At 37.3% G+C, this 19229-nt stretch carries 16 protein-coding genes, 3 pseudogenes and 1 other annotated feature; of the genes and pseudogenes, 15 read left to right on the forward strand and 4 right to left on the reverse strand.

What is annotated here, in order from left to right; all coding sequences use genetic code 11:
- Positions 1 to 212 precede the first annotated feature (212 nt).
- The 8 genes and pseudogenes from cpsA (at position 213) to ACVRWY_RS02490 (ending at position 8193) form a co-directional block, all read left to right on the forward strand.
- Positions 213 to 1679: an LCP family glycopolymer transferase CpsA gene (cpsA, locus tag ACVRWY_RS02455; RefSeq protein ID WP_354367955.1), complete on the forward strand. Its 1467-nt coding sequence runs from the start codon at positions 213 to 215 to the stop codon at positions 1677 to 1679.
- 1 nt (position 1680) lies between these two features.
- Entirely contained in the window at positions 1681 to 2412 is a 732-nt protein-coding gene (gene cps4B / locus ACVRWY_RS02460; RefSeq protein ID WP_354367957.1) for a capsular polysaccharide biosynthesis protein Cps4B, read from the forward strand.
- Between the two features lie 16 nt (positions 2413 to 2428).
- The gene (locus tag ACVRWY_RS02465) at positions 2429 to 3124 is read left to right on the forward strand and encodes a Wzz/FepE/Etk N-terminal domain-containing protein (RefSeq protein WP_354367959.1); all 696 of its coding nucleotides are present in this window, start codon (positions 2429 to 2431) and stop codon (positions 3122 to 3124) included.
- An 8-nt stretch (positions 3125 to 3132) separates the two neighbouring features.
- Positions 3133 to 3858, forward strand: coding sequence for a tyrosine-protein kinase (locus ACVRWY_RS02470; protein ID WP_354367961.1), 726 nt, complete (start codon positions 3133 to 3135; stop codon positions 3856 to 3858).
- A 22-nt stretch (positions 3859 to 3880) separates the two neighbouring features.
- Positions 3881 to 5248, forward strand: coding sequence for a sugar transferase (locus ACVRWY_RS02475; RefSeq protein ID WP_354367963.1), 1368 nt, complete (start codon positions 3881 to 3883; stop codon positions 5246 to 5248).
- A 38-nt stretch (positions 5249 to 5286) separates the two neighbouring features.
- Positions 5287 to 6741, forward strand: a complete 1455-nt coding sequence (locus ACVRWY_RS02480; RefSeq protein WP_354367965.1) for a flippase — start codon at positions 5287 to 5289, stop codon at positions 6739 to 6741.
- A gap of 2 nt (positions 6742 to 6743) precedes the next feature.
- A pseudogene (gene glf / locus ACVRWY_RS02485) lies at positions 6744 to 7733 on the forward strand (UDP-galactopyranose mutase); the annotation flags it as partial.
- Positions 7699 to 8193 (forward strand): LPXTG cell wall anchor domain-containing protein, encoded by a 495-nt coding sequence (locus ACVRWY_RS02490; RefSeq protein WP_354368084.1) that lies wholly within the window; start codon positions 7699 to 7701, stop codon positions 8191 to 8193. The pseudogene glf and the gene ACVRWY_RS02490, both read left to right, overlap by 35 nt.
- 108 nt (positions 8194 to 8301) lie before the next feature.
- Here the strand turns inward: ACVRWY_RS02490 and ACVRWY_RS02495 are convergent.
- From ACVRWY_RS02495 to rfbA, 4 genes and pseudogenes are all read right to left on the reverse strand, one after another.
- Positions 8302 to 9555: pseudogene (locus ACVRWY_RS02495) on the reverse strand (ISL3 family transposase).
- 123 nt (positions 9556 to 9678) lie between these two features.
- Positions 9679 to 10728 (reverse strand): dTDP-glucose 4,6-dehydratase, encoded by a 1050-nt coding sequence (gene rfbB / locus ACVRWY_RS02500; protein WP_354367967.1) that lies wholly within the window; start codon positions 10726 to 10728, stop codon positions 9679 to 9681.
- Positions 10729 to 10913: 185 nt separating this feature from the next.
- Positions 10914 to 11507, reverse strand: a complete 594-nt coding sequence (locus tag ACVRWY_RS02505; RefSeq protein ID WP_354367969.1) for a dTDP-4-dehydrorhamnose 3,5-epimerase family protein — start codon at positions 11505 to 11507, stop codon at positions 10914 to 10916.
- Positions 11507 to 12376: a glucose-1-phosphate thymidylyltransferase RfbA gene (rfbA, locus tag ACVRWY_RS02510; protein WP_354367971.1), complete on the reverse strand. Its 870-nt coding sequence runs from the start codon at positions 12374 to 12376 to the stop codon at positions 11507 to 11509. Before rfbA ends, ACVRWY_RS02505 begins: the two co-directional genes overlap by 1 nt.
- A gap of 330 nt (positions 12377 to 12706) precedes the next feature.
- Here rfbA and ACVRWY_RS02515 point away from each other — a divergent pair.
- The 7 genes and pseudogenes from ACVRWY_RS02515 to ACVRWY_RS02545 all read left to right on the forward strand — a co-directional run bounded on the left by ACVRWY_RS02515 (position 12707) and on the right by ACVRWY_RS02545 (position 19218).
- Positions 12707 to 14146, forward strand: a pseudogene (locus ACVRWY_RS02515) (IS1182 family transposase).
- Between the two features lie 203 nt (positions 14147 to 14349).
- Positions 14350 to 14423, forward strand: a sequence feature (ribosomal protein L21 leader region).
- 38 nt (positions 14424 to 14461) lie between these two features.
- A complete protein-coding gene (rplU, locus tag ACVRWY_RS02520) occupies positions 14462 to 14776 on the forward strand; it encodes a 50S ribosomal protein L21 (protein WP_354367973.1) in 315 nt (104 codons plus the stop codon).
- Positions 14777 to 14855: 79 nt separating this feature from the next.
- Positions 14856 to 15149: a 50S ribosomal protein L27 gene (gene rpmA / locus ACVRWY_RS02525; RefSeq protein WP_354367975.1), complete on the forward strand. Its 294-nt coding sequence runs from the start codon at positions 14856 to 14858 to the stop codon at positions 15147 to 15149.
- A gap of 241 nt (positions 15150 to 15390) precedes the next feature.
- Positions 15391 to 16167, forward strand: coding sequence for an ABC transporter ATP-binding protein (locus ACVRWY_RS02530; RefSeq protein ID WP_354367977.1), 777 nt, complete (start codon positions 15391 to 15393; stop codon positions 16165 to 16167).
- On the forward strand, positions 16154 to 17125 hold the full coding sequence (locus ACVRWY_RS02535) for a FecCD family ABC transporter permease (protein WP_354367979.1): 972 nt from the start codon (positions 16154 to 16156) through the stop codon (positions 17123 to 17125). Before ACVRWY_RS02530 ends, ACVRWY_RS02535 begins: the two co-directional genes overlap by 14 nt.
- A complete protein-coding gene (locus ACVRWY_RS02540; protein ID WP_354367982.1) occupies positions 17122 to 18087 on the forward strand; it encodes a FecCD family ABC transporter permease in 966 nt (321 codons plus the stop codon). Before ACVRWY_RS02535 ends, ACVRWY_RS02540 begins: the two co-directional genes overlap by 4 nt.
- Positions 18088 to 18297: 210 nt before the next feature.
- Positions 18298 to 19218 carry an ABC transporter substrate-binding protein gene (locus ACVRWY_RS02545; RefSeq protein ID WP_354367984.1) on the forward strand — a complete coding sequence of 307 codons (921 nt, stop codon included), beginning with the start codon at positions 18298 to 18300 and terminating at the stop codon, positions 19216 to 19218.
- The last annotated feature ends 11 nt before the right edge of the window (positions 19219 to 19229 follow it).

Below are 19229 nucleotides of genomic sequence, written 5' to 3' on the forward strand. Positions count from 1 at the left end.
AAATAGCGAAGATTTTGTGATATACTAGTCATGAGAAGATTCCTTTTTGGTGAGTGGTGGTACTCTTATCATATCAGGGAATCTTCTTTTTGACTTCTAGAAGTCTCACATCTATTGTAACGCTACAGGACGGCGTGTATGAACATCTTGCAAATATTTTAAAAATTAGATATAATGAGATTGTTTAAAAAATATCCTGTAGGAGAAATACAATGTTGACTCGTTCAAGACATCGTCAGGAAAAGAATAGAGGGTCTCGCAGTTTATCTTTGTTCAATATATGCCTGTTGATATTTTATATGTTACTAGCTAGCTTAGCTACATTTATAATGTTAACTTATAAAATTTTAGATATTGAAAATTTAAATTTGATAATAGTAGCTATACTTTTAGGGATAGGTACTATCTCTTTGGTTTTTATTTTATTCAAAAAATTTAAAATTTTTACAACAATTATTTTAGTACTAGGCCTTATAGTGACTGGTCTAATGATCTATGTATCAAGAACAACTATTGATGCATTAGATAGAATGAATCAAACAGCATCTGTGTCAGAGTATGAGATGACCATCGTTGTTCCTAAAGATAGTACTATCAATAGTGTGGCAGATCTTACATCAGTCTTAGCACCGACAGACAATGACCAGGCCAATCTTGATGCTCTTGTTCAAGATGTTGAGACAAAAGAAGGTAAGAGACTGTCCTTAGACAAAGTAGAATCTTATCAAAAAGCCTATGAAAATCTTTTGACAGATTCAAGTAAAGCCATGGTATTGAATAGTGCTTATGCTAATCTTTTGGAGTTGACCTATCCAGATTATGCTGATAAACTCCGTACGATTTATACCTACAAGATTGAAAAGGAAGTTTCCTCTGCTAAGGAGAATACTTCCTCAACAGATGTGTTTAATGTCTATATTTCAGGGATTGATACATATGGATCAATATCATCTGTCTCTCGTTCTGATGTTAATATCATTATGACGGTTAATCGCAAAACAAAGAAAGTTTTGTTGACGACAACACCACGTGATTCATATGTTAAAATTGCTGATGGCGGAAATGATCAGTATGATAAATTGACTCACGCTGGTATCTACGGTGTTGATGCCTCCATCCATACATTAGAAAATCTGTATGGTATTGATATTAATTACTATGCCCGTCTAAACTTCACGAGTTTCTTAAAATTGATTGACTTGGTTGGCGGAGTAGATGTGGTCAATAATCAAGAATTTACGAGTTTGCATGGTAACTATCATTTCCCAGTTGGGCAGGTTCATCTAGACTCAGATAAAGCCCTAGGTTTTGTACGGGAGCGTTATTCTCTTACAAATGGTGATCATGATCGCGGAAAAAACCAAGAAAAAGTAATTGCTGCTTTAATTAATAAACTAGCCTCTATTAACTCTATTTCAAACTACAATGCCATTATTGAAGGCTTATCAGATTCTATCCAAACGAATATGCCAGTGGATACTATGATGACTTTGGCAAATGCACAGCTTGATTCAGGTGGCTCTTATACTGTTGCATCTCAAGCTCTAGAGGGAACAGGAAGTACAGGAGAGCTGACTTCATATGCTATGCCAGGTGCCAGTCTTTATATGATGAAAGTTGATGATGCTAGCTTAGAGCAGATGAAAGCTAAAATCCAATCTACAATGGAAGGAAATTAAAATGATTGATATCCACTCTCATATTATATTCGGAGTTGATGATGGTCCTAAAAACTTAGATGAAAGCCTTGCTTTGATTGGAGAGGCTTATGCACAAGGTGTTAGGGTGATTATTGCAACCTCTCATCGTCGCAAAGGGATGTTTGAAACGCCAGAGGAAACCATTAAAGCTAATTTTGCAAAAGTTAGAGAGGAAGCAATTAAGAAATTTCCTGATTTAATCTTAGGCTTTGGTGGCGAGTTGTACTATACTAAAGAGTTATCTAGTAAACTTGAGAAAAAGCAAGTTCCAAGATTAAATTATACGCGCTATATTTTATTGGAGTTTAGTAAAGGAACACCTTGGCGCGAGATGCAAGAAGCCATTAATAATATCTTGCTTTTGGGAGTAACTCCAGTTATTGCTCATATTGAACGTTATGATGCCTTGGAGTTTCATAAAGAGCGTGTCTTAGAGTTGATTAGCAGAGGATGTTATACCCAAATCAACAGTAACCATGTTTTAAAGCCTAAGTTAATGGCAGACAAACATAAGGAATTTAAAAAACGGGCGCGTTACTTTTTAGAAAATGATTTGGTTCATTGTGTTGCAAGTGATATGCACAATCTTGACCAACGCCCTCCTTATATGAAAGCAGCTTTTGATACAATCGCTTCTGAGTATGGGCAAGAAAAAGCAGAAGAGTTGTTTAAAACAAATCCCCAACTCTTACTAGAAGATAAATTTATATAACATTATAGGAGATATTATGAAGGAACAAAATCCAAGTATGGAAATTGATGTGTTGTTATTGCTAAAAAAGTTATGGTCGAAAAAATTCTTAATTACCTTAGTGGCAGTATTTTTTGCAACCATTGCACTGTTAGTATCATTGTTTTTAATTAAACCAACCTACACCTCTACCACAAGTTTTTACGTTGGAAACCAAAAAGCTGCTGCTGAAAACGCCTTGACTGCTCAAGATTTACAAGCTGGAAGCTATCTTGTTAAAGACTATAAAGAAATCATTACGTCTAAAGATGTTCGTCAACAAGTCATTGATGAAGAAAAACTGAGCATGTCTGCAGAAGAGTTATTGGAAAAAATGACAGTAGATATTCCAGTTGATACACGTATTATTTCGATTAATGTCAAAGATGGGGACCCAAAAGAGGCAGCACGTATTGCAAATGCTTTGCGAGTTGTATCATCTGAAAAAATTAAAGCAGTCACAAAGGTAGATAATGTTGAAGAGGTCGATCCAGCAGAAGCACCGACTGAACCATCATCACCAAACATCAAGCGAAATGTTGCTCTTGGATTTTTAATTGGAGGCTTTATTGCTGTTGTGACGATTCTTGTAAGAGAAGTCCTTGATGATCGTATTAAGCGTCCAGAGGATATTGAAGAAGTATTAGGTTTACCGCTTATTGGTGTCGTTCCAAATACAGATAAGCTGAAATAGGAGAAAAAATGCCACAGTTAGAATTAGTTAGAAATAAGGCTTTATTAGCTAAGAAAGTAGAAGAGTATTTTAACTCGATTCGTACCAATATTCAATTTAGTGGGGCAGGTCTTAAAACAATTGTCTTAACGTCTGTACAACCTGGGGAAGGAAAGTCAACGACAGCTGCCAACCTAGCGATTTCGTTTGCCCGCGCTGGCTATCGTACCCTGCTGATTGATGCCGATGTGCGCAATTCAGTGATTTCAGGAACCTTTAAGCCGACGACTCGTATTCAAGGTTTGACGGCCTTTTTATCAGGAAATTGTGAGTTGTCTGAGGCTATTTGTGATACAACCGTTGAGGATCTGTATGTGATTCCATCAGGACATGTCCCACCAAATCCTACTAGTTTACTACAGAATGCAAATTTTGACGCTTTGATGTCAACGACTAAGCAACTTTATGATTATGTGATTGTTGATTCTCCTCCGATTGGTTTGGTGATTGATTCAGCTATTATCGCTCAGCGTTGTGATGCTTCCATCATTGTGACAGAAGCAAATGGAGTTAGACGTCGCTTTGTCCAAAAAGCAAAAGAGCAAATGGAACAATCTAATGCACAATTCCTTGGGATTATTTTGAATAAATTTGACTATACCCGAGATACTTATGGACAGTATGGACAGTATGGACAGTATGGACAAACTACAAAAAAGACAAAATCAAAAAATCGTCGAAATAAGAAAAAATAATAATCTGTAGGAAGGAACCTATATGTACACGGAATCATCGCTAAGGAAAATTTTTTATTTACTAGCTGATAGCTTAGCAGTTATCATTTCTTTCTATCTCCTGTCCCTTAGGTTCTCTTATGGATTTTTCAATAGCTGGAAATTTTTACTTCTCCAACTATTATTGACTCTTACGTTTACTATCTTATCTAATGATTATTCTTTAGCGCATAGACGACGCTTAAAACAAGAAATAGTTTATACCTTTACCTTTGCAGTCAAGTTGAGTACAGTTTTTATTGTTATTATCTTTTTGAGTCAATATATAGGAAAAACCTATGTGACACAACTCAGTCTATCTTATCTTTTGATTCAGTTTGTAGTTCAATTTATCTTAATTTTTTCTCTGCGCTACTTGTCAAGAAAAGCCTCAGATAATTTAACAACTAAGAAAAAGAAAATACTTTTTGTCACCAATTTTACGACTGATTTTCAGATGTTAAAATTATTGGAAAAAAATCATTATCAAGTAGTCGCGTATCTCAGTCAACATATTAGTGAATTAGTAAAAGAACCTATCTTACGCAATTTTGAAGAAGTTCAACATTTGTTACAGCATAATGAGATTCAAGAGGTCTTTATCGATAGCGATGCTAGACAAGAGTTTATTGAAGAACAAGATTTCTTTAATGCGATGGGAATTCCAGTATCTTTGAGCCTGTCAGAAGATAACTTATCAAGTGTGTTTGTACAACAATTAGGAAATATGACATTTGTGACAAGCGCTTTAAATAATGCAGATTATCGATTAGTCCTTTTAAAGCGTCTGATGGATATTATAGGCTCCCTTATAGGGTTGATTTTGACGGGTTTAGTAGCAGTGCTGATTTATCCAATTGTTCAAAAACAATCTAAAGGTCCCTTGATTTTTAAACAAAAACGGGTAGGGCAAAATGGAAAGATTTTTACGCTTTATAAGTTTAGAAGCATGTATTTAGATGCCGAAGAGCGCAAAAAAGAGTTAATGGCCCAAAATAATCTTGAGACAGATTTGATGTTTAAGATGGATCATGATCCACGTATTTTTCCATTTGGCCAAAAGATTAGGGACTGGTCCTTAGATGAGCTTCCTCAATTTTTAAATGTCCTGAAGGGAGATATGTCACTTGTTGGGACAAGACCTCCAACACTTGAGGAATATCACAAGTATGAATTACATCATTTTAAACGTTTGGCTGCAAAGCCTGGTATTACAGGGATGTGGCAAATTTCGGGACGGAGTAATATCACTGACTTTGAAGATGTTGTCAAGCTTGATCTTTTTTATATTAAAAATTGGTCTGTTTGGCTAGATATCAAAATTCTATTGAAAACAATAGGAGTCGTTTTGAAACGAGAAGGAAGTAAGTAAAATCCTATTTACTTCTTTTATAACATATTGGTGACTATATGAAAAAAAATAACTCGGTCAAGATAAATTTCATTATGAATTTTATTCTAACTATATCAAACTTTATTTTTCCCTTGATTACCTTTCCGTATGTATCTAGAGTGTTAGGGGCTGAAGGAGTCGGAACCGTTACGTTTGCGGCCTCTATAGTTAACTACTTTTCAATGGTAGGTATGCTTGGTATACCAACTTATGGTATTAGAGCATGTGCTAAAGTTAGAGATGACAAAGAAAAGTTAGACAAGACCGTCCAAGAAATTGTTTTGCTAAACAGTATCGTGATGTTTATAGCTATTATGGGTTTAGTTTTGACAGTAGCCACCATAGGTAAATTGGAGTCAAATAAAGCGCTATATCTGATTTTATCTTCCACTTTGGTTTTCAATGTTCTTGGTGTTGATTGGCTTTATCGCTCCTTGGAACAATACAGTTACATTACGATTCGTTCCATCATCTTTAAAGTGATCTCGATGGTGGCCTTGTTTCTATTTGTTCGTCAGTCTGATGACTATCTCGCTTATGCAGCAATAACGGTGTTGGCTGGTGTTGGATCGAATTTGATGAACTTTATCAACCTTCGAAAATTTGTTAATCTCAAACCTATTGGTCAACTAAATCTTAAACAACACCTTAAACCGACCCTATCGTTCTTTATGCTTAACATTTCAACAACGATATATGTCAATGTTGATACAACAATGTTAGGTTTCATCAAAGGTAATGATGCTGTAGGATATTACTCAGCTGCTACAAAATTAAAACAGATATTAGTTAGTATTGTTACGTCGCTGGGTACGGTTTTATTACCACGTCTGTCCTATTACTATGAAGCTGGGAAATATGACGAATTTAAATCTCTGGTTCAAAAAGCTCTAAACTTTGTTTTTGTGATAGCACTTCCGATAGTGGTTTATTTTACCTTAATCGCAAAACAAAGTATCCTATTTTTATCCGGGAGTGACTTTTTACCGGCAACACCTCCGATGCAGTTGATGATGCCAACCGTTTTATTTATCGGTTTATCAAACCTTATGGGAATCCAGGTGCTAGTACCTACCAATCATGAAAATGTTGTTGTCAGATCAACTATAGTTGGAGCGATTATAAACATTCTCGTTAACTTGTTTGCAATTCCTTTATTTGGTCCATCAGGAGCTGCCTTTGCATCAAGTGTTGCAGAATTTAGTGTGGCTTTGCTACAGCTCTACTTTTTAAGGGAGTTAATACTACCATTATTTGCAAAAGTATCTTATTTTAAACTAGTTGCTGGGGTATTGTTAGGTGGTGTGGTCACTATCTATCTGCTAAATGTACTAAATATGGGGCCGTTTTTGATGTTAGTTATTACAGGGGCTTCTTTTTTTAATTTATATGGCCTCGTTCTACTAGTAACTAAAGAACCATTACTAATGGAATTTATCAATTCGTTACTTATAAAATTTAAAAGGAGTTAATTATGTCTAACTACGATTATCTAGTTGTTGGAGCCGGTCTCTTTGGCGCAGTATTTGCCCATGAAGCAGCCCAAAAAGGTAAAAAAGTCAAGGTGATCGAGAAGCGTGATCACATAGCTGGTAATATCTATACAAAAGAAGTAGAAGGTATTCAGGTTCATGAATATGGAGCACATATTTTCCATACTTCTGAAAAGGAAATCTGGGACTATGTCAATCAATTTGCAGAGTTCAACCGCTACACTAATACGCCAGTTGCCAACTACAAAGGTGAGATTTACAATCTTCCATTTAACATGAATACCTTTAACAAACTTTGGGGAGTGGTAACCCCTGCTGAAGCAGAAGCGAAAATCGCTGAGCAGCGTGCAGTTTTGGGTGGAAAAACTCCTGAAAACTTGGAAGAACAAGCAATCTCATTGGTTGGTACAGACATCTATGAAAAATTGATCAAATCATATACTGAGAAACAATGGGAAAAACCATGCACGGAATTGCCTGCATTTATTATCCGTCGTTTACCTGTTCGTTTGACTTATGATAACAACTATTTCAACGACACTTATCAAGGTATTCCAATTGGTGGTTATACTCAGATTGTTGAAAAAATGTTGGATCATGAAAATATCGATGTGGAAACAAATGTTGATTTCTTTGCCCATAAAGCAGAATACTTGGCAAGTTATCCCAAAATTGTCTTTACAGGTATGATTGACGAGTTCTTTGATTACGAACTGGGTGAATTGGAATATCGTAGCCTTCGTTTTGAAACGGAAGTCTTGGATATGGAAAACTACCAAGGTAACGCGGTTGTAAACTACACAGATAGTGAAACACCTTATACACGTATTATCGAACACAAACATTTCGAGTTTGGGATACAAGAAAAAACTATTATTACCCGCGAGTATTCTAAGACTTGGAAACGTGGAGATGAGCCTTACTATCCAGTCAACAATGACCGTAACAACAAACTCTATACTGCCTACAGAGGAAAAACCAGAGGTTAAACCAGAAGAAAAGCCAGAGGTTAAGCCAGAGGAAAAACCAGAAGAAAAACCAGAGGTTAAGCCAGAGGAAAAACCAGAAGAAAAGCCAGAGGTTAAGCCAGAAGAAAAGCCAGAGGTTAAGCCAGAGGAAAAACCAGAAGAAAAACCAGAGGTTAAGCCAGAGGAAAAACCAGAGGAAAAACCAGAAGAAAAGCCAGAGGTTAAGCCTGAAATTGCTAAAAAATCAACAACAGAAGTAACAAAAGCAGAAATTAACGCTGCTTATAACAAAGTCTTAACAAGACATGCGACGAATGCAGTCTTAAAAGAGAAAAAACAGGTTGCTTATCAAGCAGAACTTCCAAAAACTGGTGAAGACAGTACAGCTATCTACTCATTGATTGGACTATTTGGCTTTGGATTGGCTGGAAATCTAATTAAAAGTAAGAAGAGAAAAATATAGTGTCATTTTTATAGAGTTTTTGAGGTTCTACGTTATTCATAGTAGGACGATGAACTGCTAACATATAGCTCATTGTCAACTTGTAGTGGGTAGATGAAAAGCTAACACCTAGAGAGGACGAAATTCGTTCTCTCTCTCTTTCTTTATGTTTAAGGTAATCAAAATGCGTTTCTTAAAGTTTTTAAAGTTCCTGAATCAAAAGGTATTTCGCTTAATGACTTTGATGAGATTGTTAGTAGCTTCTAACTTGGCGTTAGAATAAGGCAACTCTAGGGCATTCAAAACCTTTTCCTTATCCTTTAGAAATGTCTTAAATACTGTCTGGAAAATAGGATTAACAGTGGCTATTTCCTGTTCGATGAGTTGGAAGAAATGACCTGAATTTTTCTCTTGGAAATGGAATAAGAGAAGTTGGTAGAGTTCATAGTGTTGTCTTAACTCATCCGAGTAGGACAGTAGTTTTTCTAGGATTTCTTTGTTAGTCAAGTGCATCCGAAACATAGGGCGATAAAATCGTTTATCATTGATTTTACGGTTATCTTGTTGTATCAATTTCCAGTAGCGTTTCAAAGCTCGGTATTCCTGCGATTTTCTATCAAGTTGATTCATGATTTGGATGCGGACATGGTTCATAGCACGACTAAGCTGTTGCACAATGTGAAAGCGGTCGAGTACAATTTTTGCATTCGGAAATAGTTGTCTAGCCAATTTGTAGTAGGGACTAAACATATCCATAGTAATGACTTTGACGCGATTTCTAACCTTTCTAGGATAACGTAGAAAGTGGTTTCGGATGGTTGCTTGAGTTCTTCCGTCCAGAATGGCAATGACGTTTAGGGAGTTGAAATCTTGTGCGATAAAGCTCATCTGCCCCTTTTTGAAGGCATACTCATCCCAGCTCATCACCTCAGGTAAGGTATTCCAATCCGTTTCAAACTTGAAGTCATTGAGTTTTCGAATAACTGATGATGTTGAGATGGATAGCCGGTGTGCGATATGTGTCAATACTTGATTTTCGATGAGCAATTGGGCGATTTTCTGGTTAACAGCAACGGAGATTTGGTGGTTCTTCTTAACAAGAGGAGTTTCAGCGACCGCTATTTTCCCACATTCCTTGCACTTGAAACGACGCTTTCTAAGTCGGATAAGCAAGGGATAGCCAGCAGTTTCTAGGTAGGGGATTTTAGAGGCCTTCTGGAAGTCGTATTTGACCATTTGTTCCTTGTAGGAAGGGCATTTAGGGGCTGTGTAATCCAAGCGACCGTGGAGTTCTAAGTGAGTTCCCCTATCGAATTCATCAGTGATAAGGATATTTTGGTATTTAATTCTAAGAAAATTTGTGATAAGATTTAGTTGTTCCATGTGAGTCTTTCTAATGTCAGTTTCGTCGCTTTTCATTATAGGTCATATAGGACTTTTTTCTATACTCAAAAAGGCTCTATAATCTCCATAGTGGTTTTACCCACTACAGAAATTATAGAGCTCTTATTTGTTAAGTACTTCTTGTGTTTTAGCGTAGTTGGCTTCAACAGCTTCTTTTTCAGCTTTCCACCAGTCTTGGTTATCAGTGTACCATTGAATAGTTTCTTCCAAACCTTGAGAGAAGTCGGTAAACTGTGGTGTCCAGCCAAGCTCATCACGAAGTTTACTTGCATCAATCGCATAGCGCAAATCGTGTCCTGCACGGTCAGTCACGTGATCATAAGCATCTTTTGGTTGACCCATTTTTTCAAGAATCAATTCAAGCACTTCTTTATTGTTCTTCTCACCGTCAGCACCGATTAGGTAAGTTTCACCCATACGGCCTTTTGTCAAGATTGCCCAAACACCAGTCGAATGGTCATTAGTGTGAATCCAGTCACGAACGTTTTTACCTTCACCGTAAAGTTTTGGTTTGATTCCTGCCAAGATGTTGGTGATTTGGCGTGGGATAAATTTTTCGATGTGTTGGTATGGACCGTAGTTGTTTGAACAGTTTGAAATCGTTGCTTTGACACCAAACGAACGCACCCATGCTTTAACAATCAAGTCTGAAGCAGCCTTGGTTGACGAGTATGGTGATGATGGGTTGTAGTTGGTTTCTGCAGTGAACTTCTCACCTGGACCGTCACCATGACCTGGCAAATCTTCACGCAAAGGAAGGTCACCGTACACTTCGTCAGTTGATACATGGTGGAAACGGATGTCGTATTTACGAGCCGCTTCAAGAAGAGTGTAAGTACCGATAAAGTTGGTATGGATGAAAGGACTTGGATCATTGAGAGAGTTGTCGTTGTGGCTTTCTGCCGCATAGTGAACAATGGCATCTGCCTTAGCAGCCAATTTGTCAACCAATTCAGCATCTGCAATATCACCAACAACAAGCTCCACACGGTCACCAAGGATGGATTCGATGTTGGCTCTATTCCCAGCGTAGGTGAGTTTATCCAAGACAGTTACATGAACATCTGGGTGATTGTTATAAACATAGTGTACGAAGTTTGAACCGATGAAACCAGCGCCACCAGTTACGATAATGTTTTTAAATTGAGACATTTTTTTCTCCGAAAAGTTTTTCTTTTTTTAATAGTTTCCTTAGGTAGTGAGGACTAGCATCTTTCATCTATGAGTCCATAGATTCCCTAGCTCCTCAGCAAAACTCAAGAGCTTATCCCGACGGCGATCACACATGGAGTATCTCGCTCATCTCAGTAAGCATCTTTTAAAAAGGAATTAATAAATTACAAATCTTCTTTTTTCAATGGTTTCACATCTTTTAAAAGCGGATGGTTTTTATCTGCTTCTGAAACTTCTGCTTCTGCTAAGTTTTCCCATTTGATGTCAAGGCTAGGGTCTGCGTAGTTAACAAAAGCATACTTAGGTTTGAGTTCTAAAGCCCAGTAATCATTAACGAGATAACTATAAGCTACCTTATCAGATAAAACTTGGAAACCATTTGCCACACCACGTGGTACAAAAATCCCCTTTGACGCATCGATAATGGCTTGGTAGGTATTTCCAAAAGTATCACCTTCACGAAGATCAACCCAAGTTCCAAGGACTTTTCCTTCGTCGGCTACTGAGATGTACTTGTCCCATGGCTCTGCATGAAGTCCACGAAGAACATTTTTACGAGATAAGGAAACATTATTTTGTAGTTTGCCTTCTGCGAAAAAGCTCTCTGGGAAACCAAGTGGAAGCATTTTTTCCTTTTGAAAGTTTTCTTTAAACCACCCACGGTTATCACCATGGACTGGAATATCGAACTCCAACATCCCTGGGATAGCTTCTACTGGACGAGCGGCTAGTGTTTTACCAAAAAAGTTCTCTGTCATTAGGCTTCTCCAATCAAACGGAGCAAATATTGTCCGTATTCATTTTTCTTAAGCGGTTGTGCTAGCTCAAGCACCTGTTCTTTTGTGATGTAACCCATGCGGTAGGCGATTTCTTCAAGGTTAGCGACTTGAACATTTTGCAAGCGTTGAACTGTTTCGATATACTGAGCAGCCTCCAAAAGACTTTCATGCGTACCTGTATCCAACCAAGCAAAACCTCTCCCCATAAGTTCAACAGATAAATCACCACGGTCTAGATAAGCTTTGTTGACATCAGTGATTTCAAGCTCTCCACGTGGAGATGGCTTAATATTTTTAGCAATCTCTACAACATCATTATCATAGAAGTACAAACCAGTAACTGCATAATTTGAACGAGGGTGTTCGGGTTTTTCTTCGATAGAGATCGCATTCATCTCCTCATCAAACTCGACCACACCAAAGCGTTCTGGGTCTTTCACTTGATAACCGAAGACTGTTGCACCAGTTTCCTTAGTTGCTGCACGTTGCAACATGTTAGATAAACCTGCCCCATGATAGATGTTATCTCCTAAAATAAGTGCCACACTATCATCTCCGATAAAGTCTTCACCAATGATAAAAGCTTGCGCTAGTCCATCTGGACTCGGTTGTTCTGCGTATTCTAAAGAAATCCCAAGTTCAGAACCATCACCTAACAGCTCTTTAAAGCGGGGCAAGTCTTGAGGAGTTGAGATGACCAATATTTCTTTGATCCCTGCCAACATCAGCGTTGATAGAGGATAATAGATCATCGGCTTGTCATAAATAGGCATCAACTGCTTTGATGCTGCACGCGTCAAAGGATACAAACGTGTCCCCGAACCACCTGCTAAAATAATACCTTTCATCGTGTCAAACACCTTTCAGTTTATATGATCATCTCATTATACCATTTTATTGAAAATTTATCATAAAAACAGGAGACGTTTTCAATAAAAATAAACTATAAAATCATATCTAGAGCTAGATATGAATACTGTAACACCTAAGAGCAATCCTCTAGATATTACTATTCAAAAAGAGTTAATCAATATGACTTTATTTTCAAAAGCTAGGAAAACTTTAAAAAATAGATTTTGATTGCCTTAAACAAAAAAAGGAGAGGAGCAATTTATGAGCCCACTGAAAAAGTCATCGTATGATGGCTTTTTTTGCTATACTAAAGATGAGGTGATGGTATGCTTAATAATCAGTTGACTTTAGATGTCAGTCCTTATTCTACTCTGTATTTGTTGTTCCTAAGACTCATTTTTTACGTCAGTTAACAGATCTATGTGATTTTAGCTTTATTTATGAAGAGCTAGAAAAGAATTATCATCCTGACTTTGGACGTCGTGCTTACTCTCCTATCATGATGTTCAAGTATCTCCTATTGAAAGACATCTATCAGTTGTCCGATGTAGATGTGATGGAGCGCTCCTATTCTGATATGGCCTTCAAATACTTTCTTGATTTAGCTCCAGAAGCCCCTGTTATTGAACCATCCTCATTGACTAAATTCCGAAAACTTCGAATCAAAGATGAACGGTTACTTGATTTGCTCATCACTAAATCCGTTCAGATTGCACTAGAGCTAGGCCTGATTAATAGTAACCTTCTCATTGTGGATGCGACACATACCAAAGCTCATTACAATCATAAAAAACCCCAAGAAGTCCTCCGAGAATGCTCAAAAGCCTTGCGTAAAACGATTTACCAGTATTCGGAAGATATCAAGACAGAATTTCCTAGTAAGCCTCAGGAAGATACTCTATTAGCTGAACTAAGATATACACAAGAATTAATATCCGTCCTTGAGAAGCATGACGAATTAACTGGAATACCAACTGTTTCACAAAAGTTTAATTACCTAAAAGAAGCTGTGGAGGACGACTTAGATCACTTGGAGTCCTCTGTTAAGGAGGATGCAAGAATTGGTCATAAGTTAGCGGATAGTTCCTTTTACGGGTATAAAGAGCATGAGCTATGACAGATGAAGGTATTATCACAGCCTGTGTTGTGACGTCTGGTGAAAAAAGTGATGGTCTTTTTTAGAAGAATTGTATCAAAAATCTAAGGAGAATGATGTAACAATTGAAGCTATTGTTGGAGATAAGGCTTACTCTGAGAAAGATAATATTCAATTCACCAAGAAAGAACGCGTCCATTTAGTCGCTAAGTTTCAAAAGGCTTTCGTAGGAAGGAAGATGAGTTTTTCTATAACAAAAGATGCAGGTCTTTTTGTTTGTCCTGAGGGACATATGGCAATAAGAAAGGCAAAAACAGGGCGAACGGCGGAAAAATATAATACTCAGGAAACTCACTATTTTGACATCCATCACTGTAAAACCTGCCCTTCAAAAGTGGGCTGTTATAAAGAAGGAGCAAGGACTAAAACCTATTCGATAACACTTAAGAGCGATGAACATTTCTTTCAGAAGAGGTTTCAGGAAACACCCTATTTTAAAGAAAAGGTGAAACATCGCTACAAGATAGAAGCCAAAAATGCGGAACTTAAAAATAGACATGTTCTTGATGTGGCTAGAGCATCAGGTCTTTTCAACATGGAGTTGCAAGCAGCCACAACCATATTTGTGGTAAATATGAAAAGGATTATGGCCCTAATCAACCGAAAATAGGAAAAAGTAAAGAGGAATCTATCCAAGCAGGAGATAGATTCCTCTTTTTTTATTTTAGTTGAACAGTAGAGCTTACTTTTTCAGTGAGCTCCGAAGTTCATCCTATCTAGGTGTTAGCTCAAATAAGAAAAAGGCAGATTTTCTGTCTTTTTTCTTGCCATAAGATATAAAGTATGATAGTATAATAATGTTGACTATATGCACATCCTGTGCAACCGCACGACAATCGTCACTAAGTAGAGTCATCTCACGATTTTAGGCGAGTCTTCACACGAGATTTATCTCAATTATTTATATTTTTATAGGAGGTGCATAATGAGCACATACGCAATCATTAAAACTGGCGGTAAACAAGTTAAAGTTGAAGTAGATCAAGTTATCTACGTTGAAAAACTTGATGTTGAAGCAGGAGCAGAAGTAACTTTTGATCAAGTTGTTCTTGTTGGTGGTGAAAAAACAGTTGTAGGTACACCACTTGTTGAAGGCGCTACTGTTGTTGGAACTGTTGAAAAACAAGGAAAACAAAAGAAAGTTGTAACTTACAAATACAAACCTAAAAAAGGTAGCCACCGTAAACAAGGTCACCGTCAACCTTATACAAAAGTTGTTATTAAAGCTATCAACGCTTAATAACACGTGGAATACTTAGTATTTCAGTTAGATAAGTTTACTTATCACACCAAATTAACTACGAGAGGAAATTGAGATTATGTTAAAAATGAATCTTGCTAACTTGCAACTTATGGCCCACAAAAAAGGTGGAGGTTCAACATCAAACGGACGTGATTCACAAGCTAAACGCCTTGGTGCTAAAGCTGCTGATGGTCAAACTGTAACAGGTGGATCAATCCTTTACCGTCAACGTGGAACACACATCTATCCAGGTGTAAACGTTGGTCGTGGTGGAGATGATACACTTTTTGCTAAAGTTGAAGGTGTTGTTCGTTTCGAACGTAAAGGACGCGATAAAAAACAAGTATCTGTTTACCCAATCGCTAAATAAGTCTGAAAATGGCTTAACAATAGGCTTTCCGAGATTTCGGAAGGCCTGTTTTTTTGTTTTGATACCCATTTTGCTACCTATATTTTAAAAAATGCGAGTATGGACACCCCTTATGGTTTGATAGGATACTGATATGTTTCACTATTTTCAGATAATAATAATTCTAAAATGGTTGGAAATCGGTCATTAACTTGAGATTTTTGCTATAATATAGCAATAAAATGAAGTTAGGGAGTTAAAAATGCTAGAAGCAAAAGAGATATCTGTTTCTTATGGAAATAAGAGTATCATTAATCGTTTATCGGTGTCGCTTCCTATGGGACAAACAACAGCTATTATTGGGACTAATGGTTCTGGTAAGTCAACTTTGTTAAAGGCTTTAGCGCGCTTACATCCGTTAAGTCATGGAGAAATTGTCTTGGATGGTCGAGATATTCAGAGTTATCAAACAACGGAGGTTGCTAAGCGACTGGCGATTCTTCCTCAAAGTGCAAGAGCACCAGAAGGAATGACGGTTTTAGACTTAGTGAGTTTGGGGCGCTTTCCTCATCAAAAATTAACGCAATTACATCTCTCTTCGGAAGATTATGCACTGATTCGAGAGGTGATGACCATTACTAACGTTTGGGAATTAAGAGATGTTGCAGTGGATCAATTGTCGGGAGGACAGAGGCAAAGAGTTTGGATTGCTTTGGTTTTGGCACAAGACTCAGATATTATTTTACTCGATGAGCCGACTACTTATTTGGATATTGTCCATCAATACGAGATCTTGTCTTTGTTAAAAGATCTAGTGGAAAATCATGGTAAGACAGTGGTTTATGTTTTGCATGAATTAAATCAAGTGGCTCGTTTTTCGGACTATTTGATCGTGATGCAAGAAGGGAAGATTTTAACAGAAGGTGTGACTCAAAAGGTATTTGATAAAAAGATGATTGAATCAGCTTTTAAGGTTAAGGTGTCAATTGGGACAGATAGCTTTTCACAAACTCCCATGATTGTAGGTGTTGATTATTAAACAAAAATATTATTATGTAACATTTTTTATAGCTCTCCTTACGCTTACTGTAATATTTATCTTGTCAATGAAGTTTGGCAATAAAACTTATTTGATATCAGAACTATGGACAAACCCTATTATACAAGAGCTTCGTCTGCCGAGATTTTTGGCTAGTATCTTTGCAGCTTCTTTGATGGGCATATCGGGTCAATTGATGCAGATTATGACACAAAATCCTATTGCAGAAAGTTCAACCTTAGGGATTTCAAGTGGAGCGAGCTTATTTTTGGCTGTTCTAATGGCTTTAGGGTTGGGAACAGGCCTGATGTCTAGTTTGATTTTCGGTGTTTTAGGCGCATTTTGTAGTTTATGTTTAGTCTGGTTATTAACGCTTCGATCTGCTTTTCAGCCTATTAAGATTTTACTGGTAGGGACGAGTTTAGGGATGTTTTGTTCAGGACTTGCCAGTGGAATTGCCTATTATAGTAATTCGTCACAACGTTTTTTTATGTGGACAGTTGGTTCATTTTCAGCAGTCTCAAAAGAAAAGACCTTACTGTTGGGACTTTGTTTTTTTGTGGAACTAGGAGTGTGCTTTCTCTTTTCAAGGCAGATTAAATTATTATCTTTTGGGGAAGAATTGGCGACAAGTTTGGGATTAGATGTTATCAAGATGAGATGGATTTTGGTGCTTTTAATTGCCCTATCAAGTGGAGTAGTGGTTTCTACTGTAGGTGTCTTAGGATTTTTAGGGTTAATGATGCCTCATATGGCAAGAAGACTAGCAGGAGCTTCATTTGTGAAGACCTTATGGCTAAATATCCTGTTGTCAAGTGTTTTTTTATCTTTGGCAGATTTACTAGCACGGACCTTATTTTTACCTTACGAGCTTCCTGTAGGTGCACTGACCATGCTTTTAGGCGCCCCATTCTTTTTGTATTTAGTAGGACAAGTAGATAGGGGGATTAGGCGATGAAAAGGCGCTTTATTATTTTAGGGGTGACACTATTATTTTTAATTGGCTTTGATTTAGCCATTGGGGAAGTTTGGGTCAACCCATTGAATCTATTCCAGCTAAGTGATTTTGATCGCTTAATTTTAATCGAATTTCGACTTCCTCGCCTTTTGGCTGTCCTTATAGGTGGGATTGCTTTATCCTTATCAGGTTATATCTTGCAAAAAGTTAGTGTGAATCCGATGGTGGACTCTAGTATCTTAGGGATCAATGCAGGGGCAGCTTTTGGTCTAGTTTTGAGTTTTGTCTTGAGTGCTTGGTTGGCTGTGCCTTTTGCTCAAGCGCTAACCTATCCTTTTTGGGCAATCTTAGGTGCAGGTTTAGGATTTCTTTCTCTTTATTTTTTGGCATTGAGAAGAAACTTTTCTGGAGTTAAGTTAGTCTTGACAGGTGTGGCGATTACAGCTGTTTTTCAAGCCCTAATGACCTTGCTGCAACTACTATTAAATAGTTTTGATTTTCAGGCAGTTGTGCCATTTCTAACAGGGGATGTTTGGAATGCCTCTTATGACCTCTTACTCTTATTGCTTTTGTTGCTAGGAGTGTTAATTTTGATATTTTCTCGTTTTTTATCTCGATTGCGTTTAATAGAAATGGGAAAAGACATGGCAATTAGTTTAGGAGTAAACTATGATAGAGAAGTCAAAAAATTGGTCATTCTTTCAGTGATTTTCGCAGGCGTAGGTGTTGCAAGTGTGGGGAGTTTAGGATTTATTGGAATTATTTCAAGTCGTATCGCACAAAGTCTAGTTCCTTTTCGTCTCAAAGCGCAGTTGGTGATGCTAGCTTTAGTGGCTTCTTATTTGATGGTTATTAGTGATCTGGTTTCCAAAATGCTTCTTTTTCCAACCACTTTACCACTAGGCTTAGTGACCAGTGTGATTGGAGCACCGTATTTTATTTATTTAGTCTTAAAAAACTAAGGACAAAAAGTTCAGGATGGCTTTTTAGGATTCGTACACCCCAGTGTAGTAGTTGATTGGAGTGGGGGAGGTTTTTTGGTTAGTTGAGTTTTGTTCGATCTCCTTTTTGTAATGATTTCAATATGCGAGAAAGCCTATATTTCTATCTGATGATATGCTATAATTTTTCTATCACATTTGTGAAAAATAAAAGGTTAAAGGATGAAAACAATGAAACGTTTTTCAAAATATATATTAGGTCTGGCCTCACTATTAGTTTTGGCTAATGCAACGACAACTGCCCAAGCAGCAGAAACTCATAACTTTAAAGATTCAGCTGGTCGTACAGTCAAGATTCCAAATGATCTTGAGAAAATTGTAGTAGATACTTATCCTGATGAAGCATTGGCTTTGGGACAAAATGTGGTTGGAACAAGTCAATGGGATGCTGGAAACCCCTATATTAGTAAGGCACAAAAGAAAGTCTTAAAAGATCTAGGAGCGCCTATGAATGCAGAGAAAATAGCAGCTCAAAAACCAGATTTAATTGTGACCATTCAAAAAGATGAAGTGTCAAAATATGAAAAAATCGCCCCTACAGTTTATGTGGAGTACAATTCGATCAAAGGCTTAGATGAAACTTTGGACTATTTTGCTAAAGTTTATGATGCCCAGGATGCTAAGAAAACTTTCTTGAAAAAGTTTGATCAAGAAGCAGACAAACAAATCGCTAAACTGGAAAAAGCAGATATTACTCCAAGTGATACTACGATTTCACTGATTGAGTTGAGTGGGGATAAAATCTATGCTTATGGTAATAACTGGGCACGTGGTGGACAAGCTTTAACACGAGGTCTTGGATTTAAGCAAAGTAAAGGGATGCAAGCGCTATCAGATGGTGATGGTTGGAAAGAAATCAATGCTGAAAGTTTAGCTGATTTTGATGCGGACTATATTTTTGTTGACTTTGCTGAAGCAGATAAAGCGCAGTATGAAAAACTTCAAGAGAACCCAATTTGGCAAACACTTAAAGCCGTAAAAGCCAATCAAGTGGTAACAATGGACTATGCAGATGTTTATTACTATGGAGGTCCAATTGCTTCTAAAGCTTTGATGGGAAAATATACACAAGCTATTCTTGATTTGAATTAGTGTTTTGAAAC

Source organism: Streptococcus porcorum (assembly GCF_053203725.1).

Excerpts from the sequence above, each read along its gene's own strand:
- ACVRWY_RS02480 (WP_354367965.1), top strand. The coding sequence starts at position 5,287 with ATGAAAAAAAATAACTCGGTCAAGATAAATTTCATTATGAATTTTATT.
- cpsA (WP_354367955.1), top strand. The coding sequence starts at position 213 with ATGTTGACTCGTTCAAGACATCGTCAGGAAAAGAATAGAGGGTCTCGC.
- ACVRWY_RS02530 (WP_354367977.1), top strand. The coding sequence starts at position 15,391 with ATGCTAGAAGCAAAAGAGATATCTGTTTCTTATGGAAATAAGAGTATC.
- cps4B (WP_354367957.1), top strand. The coding sequence starts at position 1,681 with ATGATTGATATCCACTCTCATATTATATTCGGAGTTGATGATGGTCCT.
- ACVRWY_RS02465 (WP_354367959.1), top strand. The coding sequence starts at position 2,429 with ATGAAGGAACAAAATCCAAGTATGGAAATTGATGTGTTGTTATTGCTA.
- rplU (WP_354367973.1), top strand. The coding sequence starts at position 14,462 with ATGAGCACATACGCAATCATTAAAACTGGCGGTAAACAAGTTAAAGTT.
- ACVRWY_RS02470 (WP_354367961.1), top strand. The coding sequence starts at position 3,133 with ATGCCACAGTTAGAATTAGTTAGAAATAAGGCTTTATTAGCTAAGAAA.
- ACVRWY_RS02505 (WP_354367969.1), bottom strand. The coding sequence starts at position 11,507 with ATGACAGAGAACTTTTTTGGTAAAACACTAGCCGCTCGTCCAGTAGAA.
- ACVRWY_RS02545 (WP_354367984.1), top strand. The coding sequence starts at position 18,298 with ATGAAACGTTTTTCAAAATATATATTAGGTCTGGCCTCACTATTAGTT.
- rfbB (WP_354367967.1), bottom strand. The coding sequence starts at position 10,728 with ATGTCTCAATTTAAAAACATTATCGTAACTGGTGGCGCTGGTTTCATC.
- rfbA (WP_354367971.1), bottom strand. The coding sequence starts at position 12,376 with ATGAAAGGTATTATTTTAGCAGGTGGTTCGGGGACACGTTTGTATCCT.
- ACVRWY_RS02475 (WP_354367963.1), top strand. The coding sequence starts at position 3,881 with ATGTACACGGAATCATCGCTAAGGAAAATTTTTTATTTACTAGCTGAT.
- rpmA (WP_354367975.1), top strand. The coding sequence starts at position 14,856 with ATGTTAAAAATGAATCTTGCTAACTTGCAACTTATGGCCCACAAAAAA.
- ACVRWY_RS02540 (WP_354367982.1), top strand. The coding sequence starts at position 17,122 with ATGAAAAGGCGCTTTATTATTTTAGGGGTGACACTATTATTTTTAATT.
- ACVRWY_RS02490 (WP_354368084.1), top strand. The coding sequence starts at position 7,699 with ATGACCGTAACAACAAACTCTATACTGCCTACAGAGGAAAAACCAGAG.